We start from the raw sequence: 17,975 nt of genomic DNA on the forward strand, positions 1-17,975 counted from the left end.
TATGAAATCGCAAATACACAAAATCCATCAACAATTGATGGCCAAAGAATTTACTTGTACAATGTTAGTACAAGACAAATTAAATTTACTAAAATCGAATTCTTATAATTCTGTAAATTCTTTGTTAGATAAAATGGCTCTAGAATTGGCGGCTAAAGTTGATGCTAAAATTGAAAGCGGACAAGAAATTGGACTTTTAGAAGGAATACCTTTCGGAATTAAAGATGTTTATATGGTACAAGGAACTTACACCACAGCAAGTTCTGATTTACTAAAAAATTATAAATCGGCTTACACAGCTACTGCAATTCAGAAATTATTAGATGCAGGTGCAATTCCTTTAGTAAAAGAAAATTGCGATAGTTTTGGTCACGGTTCATCATCTGAAAACACCATTTTTGGTGCTGTAAAAAATGCCATTAATTCAGATTTAGTTTCTGGAGGTTCAAGTGGAGGTTCTGCTGTAAATGTTGCCAAAGATTATACCGTTTTTTCTATTGGTGGAGATACTGGAGGTTCTATTCGTCAGCCAGCAGGTTATAATAATGTCTTCGGATTAAAACCTACTTATGGTAGAATTTCTCGTTTTGGAATTATGGCATACGCATCTTCTACAGATTGTGTTGGGCCAATTGCAAAATCAATTGAAGATATTAGAATCGTTTTAAATGTAATGAGTGGTAAAGACATAAAAGATCAAACTACTTATCAATCAGAAAAAATATCCGAAGAAACTATTTTAAATACTGATGAAATAAAAACCATTGGTTATTTTAAAAACTTTATAGAAAGTGATGCTATTGATGCCCAAGTAAAAGCAGATTTTTTAGCATCCATAGAAAAAATAAAAACAAAAGGAATTGAAGTTAAAGAACTTGATTTCTTTGAATCTGATACTTTAGTTTCTACATACTATACTTTAGCAATGGCTGAAACTGCTTCTAACCTATCAAGATTAGATGGTACAAATTATGGAGCAAGAATTGAAGGTGATAATTTAAAAGACACCTATTCTATTACTCGTTCAGAAAACTTCTCTGAAGAATCTAAAAGAAGAATTGTTGGTGGTAATCAAGTTTTATCTCAAGGTTTTTCTGATGAAATTTATTTAAAAGGCTTAAACTTAAGAGATCAAATTTCTGATAATTTTGAAAAAGATTTTAATGAAGTTGATATAATTTTATCGCCAGTAACACCAAATACACCTCCTAAAATTGGAGACAGCTTAAACGATCCTCTAGCAATGTATTTATCTGATGCTTATACAGTTGGTTTTAGCTTAGGTCAATTACCAACGTTAACAATACCAAAAGGAACTGCAACAGGTTTGCAAATTTCTGCAGCAAAAAACAATGATGCTTTGGTTTTACAATTCGCTAATTTCTTAAATGATTTAATATAATGGAGCTAGAGAAATTAAATGATTTATTAAAAAAATACGAGTTAGAACTAGTAATAGGTTTAGAAACTCATGTTCGTTTAAACACAAAAACCAAGTTGTTTTGCTCTTGTGCAAATACAGAATCTGCACAGCCAAACACAAATATATGTTCAGTTTGTACTGGGCAAATGGGTGTTTTACCATCTATAAATAAAGAAGCAATTACCAAAGCAATTTATTTTGGTAAAGCTGTAAAATCAACTTTTGAAAACGAAGTAATTTCTTGGGATCGTAAACATTACGAATATCCAGATAATCCTAAAAATATACAGATTACACAGTTTCATAACCCTGTAATTCCTGATGGACAAGTTTCTTGTTTCAGAAATGATGGATCTCAATTTACTGTGAATTTAACGCAAGTTCATATTGAAGAAGATGCTGCTAAATTGATGCATGAAAAGAAAGTCTCTTTAGTCGATTTTAACAAAGCTGGTGTTCCTTTAATTGAAATTGTTACAGAGCCTTGCATCAGACATATTGAGGATGCGTCTACGTATGCGCAATATATTCAGAGAATTGTTCAAAATTTAAAAATCTCTGAAGCAAATCTTGAAAAGGGGGAATTTAAATCTGATGTTTCTGTATCACTTAGAAAAAAACACAGCTATAATTTAAACCCAAGAACAGAAATCAAGAACTTAAATTCTTTTAAGTTTATGATTGAAGCTTTAAAAGAAGAAGTAGAAAAACAATTAAACTATTATATAGAGCACAAAGAATTTAGACCAGACCAAACTACAGTATTGTTTGATGCAGATTTAAAGCAAACCAAAACAATGCGTAAAAAGGAGTTTGAAGCGGATTATCGTTTTATTTCTGAACCAGATTTACCTTTTGTAAGTATTAAAAATGTTGTAGAAAGTATAGATGTTGATGTTAGTTCTTTACCTTTTGCTGTTGAATCTATTTTGATAAAAGGAGGAGTTTTACCACAAGATGCTAAGTTTTTTACTGCAGATTCATTGCGTTCTGAAACTTTTATTGCTATTAATAACGTGATAAAAGATCCGTCTTTTGTAGCTAAAACTTTGGTAAATAATATTGCTGCTGATGAATATGCCAATATTCATAATGTAGATCAGTTAATTGAAATTTTTCAATTATTTAAAGCAGATAAAATTACGTCTGTTTTAGTTCAAAATGGAATTACAAGATATTTAAAAGATAGAACTTTCGATTACAATAAATATTTTGAAGACAATACCATTTCTGAAGATAAAATTAAGGACGCTGTATCTAAAGTAATATCTGAAAACGAAGCAATTGCCAACGACATCAAAAACGGAAATCAGGGTAAAGCTGGAATTTTAGTTGGTAAAGTCATCAAAATTATTGGTAAAGGAGCTTCAGGAAAAGTGATTCGTGAAGAAATTTTATCTCAAGTTAAAAGTTCAGGGTCAAAAGTTCAGAGTTCTGAAACTGTAAAAACATCTAAAACTGAAACTAACAAAGACAAATCAAAATCTAAAGTTGAAGAGGAATTAAAAGAAACTCCAATCATCATAAAAGATGAATATAGAACCCATAAAATATCGGAATTATCTGATGATTCTATAAATACAGAAGTAACATTATCTGGCTGGGTTTCTAGTGTTCGTGATCATGGAGAATTAATTTTTATCGATTTACGCGATTCTAGTTATCAAGTTTTTCAGGTTCGTTTAAGTAGAGAAACTTTCCCAAATTTAGATGAATTGGTAAAATTAAAACCAGAAACTGTAATTATGGTTACTGGTATTGTTGTTCAGAGAAGAGAAGATGATTATAATGCAGGTTTAAGAACTGGTAAAATAGAACTTGAAACATCTGCATTAGAAATTTTAAACCTATCTAAAACTTTGCCTTTTGAAATAAAAAGAGCAATGAAAACCAATGAAAATGTTCGTTTTCAATATAAGTTTTTAGATCATAGAAATGATGAAGTTCGCAAAGCAATTGTAAATCGTCATAAAGTTATAAAGTTATTACGTGATATTTTAGATGAAGAAGAGTTTTTAGAAATAGAAACGCCAATTTTAACTGCAGGAACTGATGAAGGGGCAAGAGAATTTATTGTGCCAACCAGAAAACAAGCAGGTTCTTTTTATACGTTACCACAAGCACCTCAACAATTTAAGCAAATGTTGATGGTTGGTGGATTTGAGAAATACTTTCAAATAGCACGTTGTTTTAGAGATGAAGATTCTAGAGGAGATCGTCAACCAGAATTTACACAATTAGATATAGAAATGGCATACGCAAGTATGCAGCAAATTATAGATTTAAACACAAAAATGTTTAATGAAATAGTGAAGAAAATCTATGGTAAAAAATGGATTTTACGTCCTTTTGAAGTAATTACTTACAAAGAAGCTATGGATAAATATGGTTGTGATAGACCAGATTTACGTTATGGTTTAGAAATGCAAGATATTACAGACATAGTAAAAGACACTACTTTCCAGGTATTTAGTAAACCTATTGATCAAGGTGGAATTGTAAAATGTATAAAAGTTTCTGCGGAAGAACAAGGAAACAAACGTATGTCTAAAGGTCAGATAGAAAATTTGACTGCAATTGCGCAACAAAATGGTTTAGGTGGTTTGGCATATATTATTGTAAATGAAAATGATTTACAATCGCCAATTATTAAGTTCTTAGGTGAAGAAATTGCAGCCAACATTATAAAAGCAACTGATGCTCAAATTGGTGATATTGTATTTTTCTCTGCTGCTGATTATGCAACCGCAAACAAAGCTTTAGATGCTGTTCGTCAAGAAATGGGACGAATTTTAAGACTGATAAATCCGAAGGAATTAAGACCTGCTTGGGTAGTAGATTTCCCGATGTTTGAAAAAACAGATGAAGGCAGATGGACGTTTACACATAATCCATTCTCAATGCCAGCCGTATACGATTTAGAAAAACATATGAATGGTGAAGATGAAGAAATAGGAACAATCATCGCTCAACAATACGATTTAATCTTAAATGGTTATGAAATTGGTGGTGGTTCTGTACGTGCACACAAAGCAGAAATTCTAGAAGCAACCTATAAAAATATGGGTTACAACAAAGAAGAAATGATAAAAAGTGTTGGAACAATGTACAAAGCGTTTCAATATGGTGCACCTCCTCATGGAGGAATTGCTTGGGGTGTAGATCGTTTAATGATGATTTTAGAGAAAAAAGCTTCTATTAGAGAAGTAATGGCTTTCCCTAAAACTGGAACATCAGAAGATTTATTATTTAATGCACCATCAATTCTTTCTGATAAAAAAGTAGAAGAAATGAATGTTAAGATTATGAGATAGATTAATAATTTTATCGAATTAATAAACAAAAAAAATCCTGCTTTACGCAGGATTTTCTTTTATCAACAATACAAACAATATAACTATTTTAATAAAAATTACTTTCTTAAAGGAACTGCGATATTAGGATAATCTGTAATAATACCATCAACACCCATTTTAAGTAAATTTATCATATCTTCTTTTTTATTAACTGTCCAAGGAATTACTTTCATATTTCGCTGATGTATTGCATCAACTTCATTTTTGTTTACTAAAATGTAATATGGACTATAAATCTGAGGTACAAAACTTAACATTTTTAGATTCGTTTTTGCATCATTTTGGTAAGTTAAAAACGCCAATCTATATTCTGGATATGTTTTATGAAGGTACTCAAGAACTCTCGGATCAAAACTTTGTAAAGTGATTCGTTTTACTGGTAATTTCGATTTTTTTAATTGCGTAATAACCAAATCAGAAAAATCTTTTACGGATGGTTGATACCCTTTTTTCTCATCATTTGGAGTACTTTTAATTTCTATATTATAATAAACTTGTGAATTTATATGTTCTACATAATTAATCACTTCAGATAACAAAGGTTTGTAAGCAATACTCTTTTCTTGCTCAGAAAACTTTGCATTACCTAAAGAACCTACATCGTATTTTTTTATTTTTTTATAATTATTTTTATAAAAATTAAATGCCAAACCTTCTTCTTTAGTAATTCTTTCGCCTTTTGCATCTAAAACAATTTCAGCATTTAAATAAGGTTCATGAGATACTACTACTTTATCATCTTTACTAATTACAACATCTAACTCTATTGTATTTACGTTTATATCTAATGCTTTTTTAAAAGCTTGAAGCGTATTTTCTGGAGATAAACCTCTGGCTCCTCTATGCCCTTGAAGATCAAAATTATATTGTTGCTTTTTTTCTAAAATTACATCATCAATAAATTGAACAGTTTCTTTGTAAACACTTTGCCAATCTTTAGATCTTAAATCGCAACCAATTACATGATTCCCAGTTTCTGGAAAAGCAATTTTTACTTTTTTTTCTGTTGATGTTCCTAAATCATCAAACATTTTTAACATGGCAGGTACAGAAACTACTTGATCTTGTTCTTGCTCATTTTTGTAATAATACCCAACAAATACAGGTGCTTTTACTTTAGAAAAAGTTTCGGGTTTCATAGTAGCTACAATCATCTTTATTAGAGCTTCATAACCATCTATATGATAAATTGTAGACCAAAATTTAGCTTCCTCTGCTGGTCTTTCTTGCTTCATAATTTCACTCCCTTTGTTCATTTTGATAAATCCTGCTTTACCTTCTGGGGTAACAATCATTTTAAAAGCCGGATTTTTAAGATCTATAAAAGGCGAATACATAATTAAACCCGCAATAGAACTCTCTTCTGATGCTAATTTTAAACTTAAAGAACCACCAGTAGAAGTACTTACTAAAATTATTTTTTTTCCGATAATTTTACCAATTGACAATGCTTCTTTTGCTGATGCTAAATAGTTTTCTGGTGTTAAATGTTTAAAACTATCTTCTCTATTAATTCCATGTTCTTTTAAACGAGACATGTAAACATTGGCCTTGTATTTTTTAGAAAGCTGGCTCATAATTGGTTCTCCTTCTCTGCTGCTTGCTCCAAAACCATGTAAATACACAAACGCAATTTCCGATTGTTTTTGATTAAAATTATCTGCCCAAATAATTTTTGCTTGATTATTTGGTTTGATATTTAAAATGCTTTTTTCTTTAGCATTTACAATACTTTCTATTGTTTTTATCGATTTTACTTCTTGTCCAAAAACTGCCAAATGAATAGCAAATAATAAAACTGAAATTAAAAATGTTCTTTGCATAGGTATTCAATTTAAAAAGCTGACTAAATCTAATTAGTCAGCTTTTAATTCTCTTTATCTTATTATTAAAATTTTGCTTTTACTTGAACACCAAAAAATCTTGGAGCACCTGCAATAAAAGTTGGAATGCCAAATGCACCACCAGTATTACCAGCATCAACAATAAATTCTTTGTCTAAAACATTGGTCATATAAAAGTTAATTTCATAATTTTTATCAACAACTAAACCTGTTCTAAAGTTTAACAAACCATAAGCATCTTGCGAAATTTCAGGTAAGTTAGTTTCTTCAAAAAATACTTTAGATTTATAAGTATATGTAGGTCTAAAAAAGTAATCTAATTTATTATTGACTTCTATATTAATATTAAAACCTGCTGAAAAAGAATTCTCTGGAGTTAATCTAAAAGTATTACCTGCTAATTCTTGCACATTTCCATCAGAATCTACATCATCAAAAGAAGCATCTATATACCCATAATTTGCAAAGAAACTAGACGTTTTAGAAAAAGCATATTGCAAAGCAACTTCAAAACCAAAAGAACTTGCATTACCACTATCTTCTGTTGTAGCTGTTAACACTCCGTTTTCTAATTTAGCCACTGATGTTTGAAAGTTAGAATAATCGTATATGTAAGCGTTTACATCAAATTGCAATCTATTGTCTAAAAATAATGATTTTGCACCTACCTCATAAGACCAAACAATTTCATCTGATAAAACATTGGTTTCTGTTGCAGTTACATTGATAACATTAGGTCTTCTTCCTATAGAGGTTGTACCAAATAATGTAATATTTTCGTTAACATCATAATTTACTGCAAAACGTCCTACAGCAGATAAAAAGTTTTCACTAGCTGATATTTTTCCATTGGTTAACGCAAATAATGTATTTGGAAAATTACCTGACAAATAACCTAAAAAAGATGGTGTTTCTGCATCTTCTACTTCGTAAGCTGCGTTAATATTTTCTAGAGTTGCTCTTAAACCTAAGGTAAATGATAATTTATCTGTAACATCATAAGAAGCATCAATAAAAACATCACCTGAATAATTTTCTCCAAAATTTGTATACGTTTCTTTGTTAAAAGCACTTAATGGAGCACCAGCAATTGCACCAAATGTAGCTGGATCGTTAGGAATATTTGGCAATAAAATAGGCAATCCGTTTACAACAAGATTTGCAGGATTTAAAAGTAACATTGCCACACTTCTCTCATCATATTCCCAAGGCACACTTTGCGAACCATCTTCGTAGAAGAAATTAGCTCCAAAAAAACCTCTGAATTTATCATCATTATCAAAATTAAATCTAAATTCTTGACTGAATTGTTTACCAATTGATATTTCATTGAAGAATAAAGCTGGAGCTACAGTCCCATCTGCATCAAAAGCTTCATTAGAATCGAATTCTCTGTATGCAGTAGTTGATGTTAAATCCCAAACATCGTTAAAGCTATGCTTTAAAATTGCAGTTATACCCCAAACTGTTCTATCTAAACCTAATTCTTCTCCTCTTTCTAAATCTGCAAAAGTATTAGGGTTTGTATCTCCACCTAAAGGCGCATAAGTTCCGCTTTTAAAAGAAGTACCTGGAGGTGTGTCTTTTTGCCAATTTGCAATAACATCTAAACTTGTATTATCATTTAATAAATATTTAAAAGAAGTTCTAAATGCTACTGTTTCTTTTCCGTTTAAATCGCCACCAGAAATATTTTCAATAAAACCATCTCTACCATTGTAAATTGCAGCAGCTCTAAAAAATAATTTATCATCTACTAAAGGCGTATTAAAATGTCCTGTTGCTAAAAATTGATTAAAATTACCATATCCTAATTTTACAGAACCAGAAGTTTCGTTTTTTGCTTTATTTTGAATGATATGCATTGCGCCTATTTGAGCACCTCTACCAAACAATGTTCCTTGTGGCCCTTTTAAAACTTCTACACGTTCTATATCAAACAACTCAACAACAGAACCTCTAGATTTACTAATAGAAACTCCGTCTTGAAAAATAGAAACTCTTGGCTCTACTCTAGAATCTCCACTATCACTTGTAATTCCTCTAACCACAATACCTGGGTTATTTACACTCTGAATTTGAACTTGAAAACCTGGCACATATTCTGATAAAGCATCATATTCAAAAGTTCCTTGATTTTCTAAAAAATCTGTACCATAAGATGTAATTGCAATTGGTACATCTTTATTTTTTTGTTCTCTTTTTTGAGATGTTACCACAACACCCTCTAACATATAAGAACTTTCTTTTAACACAAAGTTCTGCACAGATACTGGCTTATTAATTACAATTTCTTTTGTAATTGTATTGTACCCAACATAAGACACTTGAATAGTGTAGGTTTCATTTGGTATATTTTTTAATAAAAATGCACCATCAAAATCTGTAGTTGTTCCAATAGATAAGTCTTTTAGAAAAATACTAGCCCCCATAATTGGCTCTCCCTGTTCTGTAGCAACTACACCTTTTAACGTATTCGAATTTTGAGCATTAATACTAAGTATACCCAAAAAAATTATTGATACTGTAAATAAAAATTTTAAACGCATTGTATTTTTGAATTTTATGAATTGTTATAAAGTTCAAATTTATACCTGCGGTTTTAGAAACTTGTTAGCTTATTGTAATCTTAGAGTTACTTATTTTATTACATATTGTTAATTTTTAGTAAAAGTTTTACCAAATATTAATAATTTATTTAACTCTTATTAATGATATTTTTTTTCGAATTTAAAAATCTTTTTAATGTAATGAAACTTGATATTGTAAAACAGCCATTCCTTTATAATTTTTTTGTTGCATTGTAGTAGCATCAAAAACAGGGCGATGTTGGTATCCCAAACTCAACTTATTATTATGAGTTCCATTCAATAAAAAGTTTAGTGTAAAATCGTAAACTGTCATTTGCTCATTTAAAGCATCCCAATTAGAACTCTGAACAGCAATATTTGGCTGAATAACTATTGGGTAATTTAAAACCTTTGTTTCTTTAAAAGCATAACCTAATTGCAAGTACAATGTTGTTCCTGTACCAATCATCGGAAATGCAACTCCTGCCCCATTAAAATCTGTACCACCTCCAGTTGTTGGATTATTTGCTCCAATATTTCTAATATAATCCTTTCCAAAATCATAATCAAAATAACCTAAATAGCCAGTAAATGCATCTCCATTAGATATAGGAAGGTTTAAAAAAGAATCTACTGCCCAATGTTTCATATCATACAAATTAGTATTTGTTAACAATGCATCACCATTACTCATACTTTTTTCTTGATATTGAAAACCAGCACCAATATTAAACACTTTTTTTCCTTTAACATAAGTACCAGGTAAATAAGCTGACTTATTAGATTCGTGATTTAAAAATTGATATTTTACATAAGAAGATGTTCTTATTCTTGGTCTATTATTTGCAAAATCTACTTTTCCATTTGGCACACTTGTTACCAAAGTTGGTCTACTAAAAGAAATTCTATAATCTATTTTACTAATTTGTCCTTTAGCCCAAATACCTAATGAACGACCTATATGATCGTTTTTATTTACAGTTGTTAATACAAATAAAGGTGAATCTAACCCCATTAAAGATTTACTAGAACGCACATTATATCTACTTAAACCTTGCCAACCAGATTTACCAAAACCTACTTCAAGCTTTTTACTGAAAGAATACTCTGCATATAAATCTAAAATTTCAATAGGAAAACTACGATCTTGAAAATTATAATTATTACCTCCAAAAATTGAATATAAAAACAATTTTGGAGTTACTTGAGATGAAATAGGAATACGTAATCGTCTTAAAGAAACATCTAAATAACTATTTGTAGTTTCTCCATTTATTAAAGATCCCTCATTTAAATCAGAATACCTAAACCAAATCTGAGTAGTTAAATTCCATTTAATTTTAGGTGTAAATTTTTCTTTTTCTTGTCCTTTTAAATTAATTGTAGAAAAAAGTACAATTAACATCAAACATTTTATAATTACCTTCATTTTTTATTGCTCATTTATAAGACAAAATTAGAATGAACTTTCCTTATAAAATGTGACATTAATCATATCTAAAGAACTTTTTAGACCGCATTCTAGTTTTAGAAAAACATCAAAACATTTAAATTAAAGAACTTTGAGTTTTCTGTAAAAAAGAGACTCATCAAAAAACACTGAAATCTAATTTAAAACACTTTTTAGAGGTTTTAAGACACTTTTAAACTTATCAACAATTCAGACTTTTATCAATAAAAAACTTTTAAAACTTATGTTTTTCCTTATATTTGATAGGTTGTATTTTTTACAATCAACAATCAAATAATAGAAAATTTAGACAGATAATGAGCGAAGAAAAAAAGCATAATTATGATGCCTCCAGTATTCAGGCATTAGAAGGTATGGAGCACGTAAGAATGCGTCCTTCAATGTATATTGGTGATGTTGGAGTGCGTGGTTTACATCATTTAGTGTATGAAGTTGTAGATAACTCTATTGATGAAGCAATGGGTGGTTATTGTGACACTATTAATGTTACAATTAATGAAGACAACTCTATAACTACCAAAGATAATGGACGTGGAATCCCAGTAGGTTTACACAAAAAAGAAGGTGTTTCTGCATTACAGGTTGTAATGACAAAAATTGGTGCAGGTGGTAAATTTGACAAAGATTCTTATAAGGTTTCTGGTGGTTTACATGGTGTTGGTGTAAGTTGTGTTAATGCATTATCAGATCATTTAACAGCTACAGTTCATAAAGAAGGTAAAGTTTGGCAACAAGAATACGAAAAAGGAAAAACTTTATATCCAGTAAAAACAATTGGAGAAACTGATTTTACAGGTACCATAGTTACTTTTTTACCAGATAAATCTATTTTTCAACAAACTACAGAATACAATTACGAAACTCTAGCAACTAGAATGCGTGAATTAGCGTATTTAAATAAAGGAATTACTATTACTTTAACTGACAAAAGAAATTCTGATGATGAAGGTAATTTTATCTCAGAAACTTTTCATTCTGATAAAGGTTTGCCAGAATTCATTCAATATTTAGATTCTACACGTGAGCAGTTGATTGCAAACGTAATTTCTATGGAAGGCGAAAAAAACGGAATTCCTGTAGAAGTTGCTATGGTTTACAATACTTCTTATGCAGAAAATTTACACTCTTATGTAAATAACATCAACACTCACGAAGGAGGAACACATTTATCTGGGTTTAGACGTGGTTTAACAGGTACTTTAAAAAAGTATGCAGATGAATCTGGATTATTAAAAAATGTAAAGTTTGATATTGCTGGTGATGATTTTAGAGAAGGTTTAACAGCAATTGTTTCTGTAAAAGTTTCAGAACCACAATTTGAAGGACAGACAAAAACGAAACTTGGTAACAGAGAAGTTACTTCTGCAGTATCTCAAGCAGTATCAGAAATGTTATCAGATTATTTAGAAGAAAACCCAATTGATGCTAAAACTATTGTACAAAAAGTAATTTTAGCTGCAACTGCAAGACACGCTGCACGTAAAGCACGAGAAATGGTGCAACGTAAAACAGTAATGTCTATTGGTGGTTTACCTGGTAAATTATCTGACTGTTCAGAAACAGATCCTGCTCAATGTGAAATATTTTTAGTTGAGGGAGATTCTGCAGGTGGAACAGCAAAACAAGGTAGAGACAGAAACTTCCAAGCTATACTTCCACTTCGTGGAAAAATCTTGAATGTTGAAAAAGCAATGCAACATAAAGTTTTTGAAAACGAAGAAATTAAAAACATGTTTACTGCTTTAGGTGTTTCTATTGGTACAGAAGAAGATCCAAGAGCTTTAAACTTAACTAAAGTACGTTATCATAAAGTAGTTATTATGTGTGATGCCGATGTTGATGGTTCTCACATTGCTACCTTAATTTTAACTTTCTTCTTTAGATATATGAGAGAAATGGTAGAGCAAGGTTACATTTACATTGCTACTCCACCTTTATATTTAGTAAAAAAAGGTCAGAAAAGAGAATATGCTTGGGATGATAACCAACGTGATTTAATTGCTCAAAAATTAGGTGGTGGTGTTAACATTCAAAGATATAAAGGTCTTGGAGAGATGAATGCAGAACAACTTTGGGATACAACTATGAATCCTGAATTTAGAACTTTACGTAAAGTAGTTATCGACAACGCTACAGAAGCAGATAGAGTATTCTCTATGCTAATGGGAGATGAAGTTCCTCCTCGTAGAGATTTTATTGAAAGAAATGCAAAATATGCGAATATAGACGCATAATACCTAAAAGGTAAATAAACAAAAAAGGTGTAAGAAAATTCTTACACCTTTTTTTATTTCTATATTCTATTTTTATCTGATACTAAAACCTGCTCTCAATGAAAATACATCATACTCTTGTGTTGCATATTCAGCTGCAATATTTAAGAATAATAATTTTATACTTAAACCTAAATTAGCTTTCATAGAGCTACCATCATATTTTAAACTAATTGGGTCTGTATATGTAGTATTAGAAGCTGATGTTGTGTAAGAACCCAACATATTAACATCTGTTTTATAGTTTGTTGTACCTACACCACCATAAATAGTAAAAATCGAAAGTTTTTTAGATGCCAAAACTTGAAAGATAAAAGTCTTTGTATTAAACTCTAATGCTTGAGTTGGCTGATCTTCTGGATCTATAAAGAATTTAGATTTTACATCATTCCATCCAACTAAAGCAGAAACATCAAAAGGTAAACGTTTAACGAAAGGTATCCATTGTTTTAAATCGTGTTTAATACCAAAACCAAATGTTGAAAATTGATAATCTGTATCATTTTGCTCTGGAATGTATCTTATTATTAAATCTGTATTTTTAAACAAACCAATACCAGCTTGCAACATTGCAGAAGGAACAACATTGTACCCAATAGCTTCTTTTAAACCTGAACCTGGTAAAGATGACGTAGAAATAGAATTACCTGTGTCATCTGTAAATGTTAGTAAAGGTCTATCATCTAACTTTTGAGACCCAAATAATGTTGGTAATTCTGCAGAAGAAATACTAGAATCTTCTAATTTAATGTTAGAATAATCTGCATTATTAAAAGTAAAAGTTTCTGCTGAAGAAGGCACAGAAGCACCATTTGCAATTACAGCAATATCAAATCCAAATAATTTGTGAGTTTTTGCAGTTGAATACCAACCTCCATTAATTCCATTTCCAAAACCTGTAGGAAAAGGTTCTACATATCCTTGTAATAAAGCTCTTGCATCTGCAACACCACCTTCTAAAATAGATTCTAATTCAATTTGTGAATATGAAGTTAACGTAAATGCAGTAAATAAAAATAAAAATACTTTTTTCATATAGTTTATAGTTTAGTTAATTTTAGATAAGTTATTGCACTTTACTGTACAGTAGCTTTAATTTTAAATTTCAAATTGATAGTAAAATTATCATCTGCAGGTGTTTGAGTAAAATCAGCTTTAATTACATAAGGAAAAACACCAGCATTAACTACTGATAAAATACTTGATGCGTTTGTAGGTATAATTACTTCTACACCTTCTCCTTTAGTTAAAGTTAGAGTTTGATTTATATTAATAGGCCCTACTGTTAAATCAAAATTACCTGTAATCGCTTCTCCAGAAAAATCATCTTCTAAGGTTAATGTAACTTTTTCAATTTCTGCTTCAACAAATTCACTTGCATTGTCTAATAAATCTTGAATATTAGTAGAATTAGAAGTTTCAAATGAAGTTGCAGTGTTTAATCCTGTAACCACAGCATTACTCTCAAATTCATCTATTACAATAAATTGTATTTCTCCATCTTCTTCACAATTACTAAATGTAAAAGCTACAAAAAGCACTAGCATTGTTTGAATAATTTTAAATTTTTTCATAATTTTTTTATTTATAAGTTATTAAATGTTGTTTAACAAATATAGAAAAATAATGTAGGTATTATTTACAATTCATACAAGATTCAATACAATTGATACAACTTTTACACATAAACTCGTAATATTCTTTCCAATTTATAGATAAAATCAATAAAATTCGTAACTTTTTTTATGACATATATCACAATAAAACATTCAGAATATTGTATTTTTGTGATTAGATTTATTTAACAAATTTTAAAAATATTTATATGAAAGTTACAGTTGTTGGTGCAGGTGCAGTAGGTGCAAGTTGTGCAGAATACATTGCAATCAAAAATTTTGCTTCTGAAGTAGTAATTTTAGACATTAAAGAAGGTTTTGCAGAAGGTAAAGCAATGGATTTAATGCAAACAGCTTCTTTAAACGGTTTTGATACTAAAATCACTGGAAGCACAAGCGATTATACAAAAACTGCAAATTCTGATGTTTGTGTAATTACTTCTGGTATTCCTAGAAAACCAGGTATGACTAGAGAAGAATTAATTGGTATTAACGCAGGAATCGTAAAAACTGTTTCTTCTAGCTTAATCGAACATTCTCCTAATACAATAATTATTGTGGTTTCTAACCCTATGGATACTATGACGTATTTAGTTCATAAAACTACAGGTTTACCAAAAAACAGAATTATTGGTATGGGTGGTGCTTTAGATTCTGCTCGTTTTAAATATAGATTAGCAGAAGCTTTAGGTGCGCCTATTTCTGATGTTGATGGTATGGTTATTGGTGGGCACTCAGATAAAGGGATGGTTCCTTTAACAAGATTAGCTACTCGTAACTCTGTACCTGTTTCAGAATTTATTTCTGAAGAAAGATTAGAACAAGTAAAACAAGATACTAAAGTTGGTGGTGCTACTTTAACTGGTTTATTAGGCACATCTGCTTGGTATGCTCCAGGTGCTGCAGTTTCTGGTATGGTACAAGCTATTGCTTGCGATACTAAAAAAATATTCCCATGTTCTTCTTTATTAGAAGGTGAATTTGGTTTAAATGATTTATGTATTGGTGTACCTGTTGTTTTAGGTAAAGATGGCATAGAAAGCATTGTAGAAATTAGTTTAAGTGATGCTGAAAAAGCTCATTTAGAAGAATCTGCTGTAGGTGTTTCTAAAACTAATGGTTTATTAGAATTATAATATAAAGTCTTTTTTATGACTTATAAAAATCCAGCTCAATGAGCTGGATTTTTTGTTGCATCTATTTAAAAATTAGATTCTCTTTTTCAGACAATCCATTATTCTAATTTTTATTTAGCAATGTAAAGTATGTATTTTTGTAAAGTAATTGCTAAAAGATGACAAACCAAACAAACACTATTTTAAAAAAAATATTCGGTTATGATAATTTTCGTCCTCTGCAAGAGGAAATTATCAACAGAACTTTAGAAGGTAAAGATAGTTTTGTTTTAATGCCAACTGGAGGAGGAAAATCGATGTGTTTTCAAATCCCTGCCTTACTTTTTAACGGTATAACTATTGTAGTTTCGCCATTAATTTCATTGATGAAAGACCAAGTACAAGCCTTAAAATCAAACGGAATTAAGGCAGATTTCTTTAACAGCTCTATTTCTGTTGAAGAAGAAAACAACGTCATCAACAAAGCAATTAATGGCGATTTACAACTCTTATATTTATCCCCAGAAAAACTAATATCAGTAAGTAATTCTTGGCTTAAACAATTAAAAATAAAATTAGTTGCTATAGATGAAGCGCATTGTGTAAGTATGTGGGGGCATGATTTTAGACCAGAGTATACTCAACTAAAAGTATTTAGAAACTCGTTAGCCAATGTACCTTTTATAGCTTTAACTGCTACTGCAGATAAATCTGCTAGAAAAGATATTGAAGCACAATTAGGTTTAAATAATTCAAAATTATTTATCTCTTCTTTCGATAGAAAAAACTTGAGTATTGAAGTAAGAGGACAAGTTACTAAAAAGAAAAAATTACAAGAAATTATCAATTTTATAAAAAGGAGAAAAAATGAAAGTGGTATTATTTATTGTTTAAGTAGAAAAAACACAGAAGAAGTAGCTAACTATCTTCAAAAAGAAGGGCATTCTGTGGCTTTTTATCATGCAGGAATGAGTAACGAAGAAAGAGAAAAAACTCAAACTGATTTTATAAATGATGATACAAAAATAATTGTAGCAACTATTGCTTTTGGTATGGGCATAGATAAATCTAATGTTCGTTTTGTAATTCATTACAATTTACCTAAAAATCTTGAAGGTTATTATCAAGAAATTGGTAGAGCAGGTAGAGATGGTTTACCTTCTGAAACCCTACTTTATTACAATATGAGAGATTTTGTATTGTACAGCCAATTTGCAGACGAAGGTGCAAACACTGCAATGCAAAAAGAAAAGCTAAATAGAATGTTGCAATTTGCAGAAGCAAAATCTTGTAGAAGAAAAATATTATTGTCTTATTTTGGAGAACATCTTACCCAAAATTGTGGCAATTGTGATGTTTGTGAAAATCCACCACAAGATTTTGATGGTACTATTTTATCACAAAAGGCACTTTCTGGAATTGCTAGAATGAAAGAAAAAGACGGAATTACAATGCTAATTAATGTTTTAAGAGGTAGCAATAATGCAGATATACACTCAAAACAATATTTTAATCTAAAAACTTACGGAATAGGAAAAGATGTTTCTTTTTTCGATTGGAGAGATTATATAATTCAAATGGCAAACCAAGGTTTGATAGAAATAATGTATGCAGAAAACTCTGCTTTAAAAATAACACCTATTGGTTGGCAAGTTTTAAAAGGCGAAAAAAAGATTAGATTAACAACGCCTATTAGTCCAAATGATAAAAAGAACAAACAAAAAACAGTAAAAGCGACCATTATAGGTGATGTAAATAACGATTTATTTACAGCCCTAAAAAAATTAAGACATTCTATATCTAAAGAAGAAAATATGCCTGCTTACATTGTTTTTAATGATAAAACATTAAAATTAATGGCAAGTGAATTACCAACATCAGAAAATGAATTTTTAGCCATTTCTGGAGTAGGTATAAATAAAATGGAAAAATATGGTGAAGATTTTATGCAGATAATTCGCCAATTTAAAAATGTGGAAAAACCACGTAAAACACCTACAACACAAAAAACTTTAGATCTTTATAAACAAGGCTTAAATCCAAAAGAAATTGCAGAAAAAAGAGAATTATCTGTAACTACTATTTTTTCTCATTTATCTCAACTATATACAGAAGGCAAAAATATTGATCTTAAAAAATATGTTACACAAGATATTATTGATAAAGTTAAAACCGTTTTTAATCAATTTAATCAAAAAATGGAATTAAAACCCATTTACGAAAAACTTAACGAAGAAGTTTCTTACAGCCAAATTAGAATCAGCATAACTTTAATTCTAAAAAAAGAGTAATTTTATTGCTTTCTGT

Annotated in this window: 10 protein-coding genes; 5 read left to right on the plus strand and 5 right to left on the minus strand. The window is 29.9% G+C overall.

The window, feature by feature from the left end; all coding sequences use genetic code 11:
- Position 1: 1 nt before the first annotated feature.
- Entirely contained in the window at positions 2-1,402 is a 1,401-nt protein-coding gene (locus ACJJVK_RS02515) for an amidase family protein (RefSeq protein WP_405562825.1), read from the plus strand.
- On the plus strand, positions 1,402-4,737 hold the full coding sequence (gene gatB/aspS / locus ACJJVK_RS02520) for a bifunctional amidotransferase subunit GatB/aspartate--tRNA ligase AspS (RefSeq protein ID WP_405562828.1): 3,336 nt from the start codon (positions 1,402-1,404) through the stop codon (positions 4,735-4,737). The genes ACJJVK_RS02515 and gatB/aspS overlap by 1 nt, the downstream gene beginning before the upstream one ends.
- A gap of 98 nt (positions 4,738-4,835) precedes the next feature.
- Here gatB/aspS and ACJJVK_RS02525 read toward each other — a convergent pair whose 3' ends face one another.
- The 3 genes from ACJJVK_RS02525 to ACJJVK_RS02535 form a co-directional block, all read right to left on the minus strand.
- On the minus strand, positions 4,836-6,602 hold the full coding sequence (locus ACJJVK_RS02525; RefSeq protein ID WP_405562830.1) for a glycerophosphodiester phosphodiesterase family protein: 1,767 nt from the start codon (positions 6,600-6,602) through the stop codon (positions 4,836-4,838).
- Positions 6,603-6,667: 65 nt separating this feature from the next.
- Positions 6,668-9,172, minus strand: coding sequence for a TonB-dependent receptor (locus ACJJVK_RS02530; protein ID WP_405562832.1), 2,505 nt, complete (start codon positions 9,170-9,172; stop codon positions 6,668-6,670).
- A 193-nt stretch (positions 9,173-9,365) separates the two neighbouring features.
- Positions 9,366-10,622, minus strand: a complete 1,257-nt coding sequence (locus tag ACJJVK_RS02535) for a porin (RefSeq protein WP_405562834.1) — start codon at positions 10,620-10,622, stop codon at positions 9,366-9,368.
- Between the two features lie 338 nt (positions 10,623-10,960).
- Between ACJJVK_RS02535 and gyrB the strand changes: the two genes are divergently transcribed.
- On the plus strand, positions 10,961-12,898 hold the full coding sequence (gene gyrB / locus ACJJVK_RS02540; RefSeq protein WP_215992892.1) for a DNA topoisomerase (ATP-hydrolyzing) subunit B: 1,938 nt from the start codon (positions 10,961-10,963) through the stop codon (positions 12,896-12,898).
- Between the two features lie 72 nt (positions 12,899-12,970).
- On the opposite strand, the gene ACJJVK_RS02545 is transcribed toward gyrB, so the two are convergent.
- A complete protein-coding gene (locus ACJJVK_RS02545; protein WP_405562836.1) occupies positions 12,971-13,972 on the minus strand; it encodes a DUF6588 family protein in 1,002 nt (333 codons plus the stop codon).
- 41 nt (positions 13,973-14,013) lie between these two features.
- Entirely contained in the window at positions 14,014-14,511 is a 498-nt protein-coding gene (locus tag ACJJVK_RS02550) for a hypothetical protein (RefSeq protein ID WP_215992890.1), read from the minus strand.
- A gap of 251 nt (positions 14,512-14,762) precedes the next feature.
- Between ACJJVK_RS02550 and mdh the strand changes: the two genes are divergently transcribed.
- Entirely contained in the window at positions 14,763-15,689 is a 927-nt protein-coding gene (gene mdh, locus ACJJVK_RS02555) for a malate dehydrogenase (protein WP_405562840.1), read from the plus strand.
- Positions 15,690-15,847: 158 nt separating this feature from the next.
- Positions 15,848-17,959 carry a DNA helicase RecQ gene (gene recQ / locus ACJJVK_RS02560; RefSeq protein WP_405562842.1) on the plus strand — a complete coding sequence of 704 codons (2,112 nt, stop codon included), beginning with the start codon at positions 15,848-15,850 and terminating at the stop codon, positions 17,957-17,959.
- The last annotated feature ends 16 nt before the right edge of the window (positions 17,960-17,975 follow it).

Origin of the sequence: Polaribacter sp. Asnod6-C07 (genome assembly GCF_045063625.1) — a bacterium.
In the GTDB taxonomy this organism is placed as follows: domain Bacteria; phylum Bacteroidota; class Bacteroidia; order Flavobacteriales; family Flavobacteriaceae; genus Polaribacter; species Polaribacter vadi_A.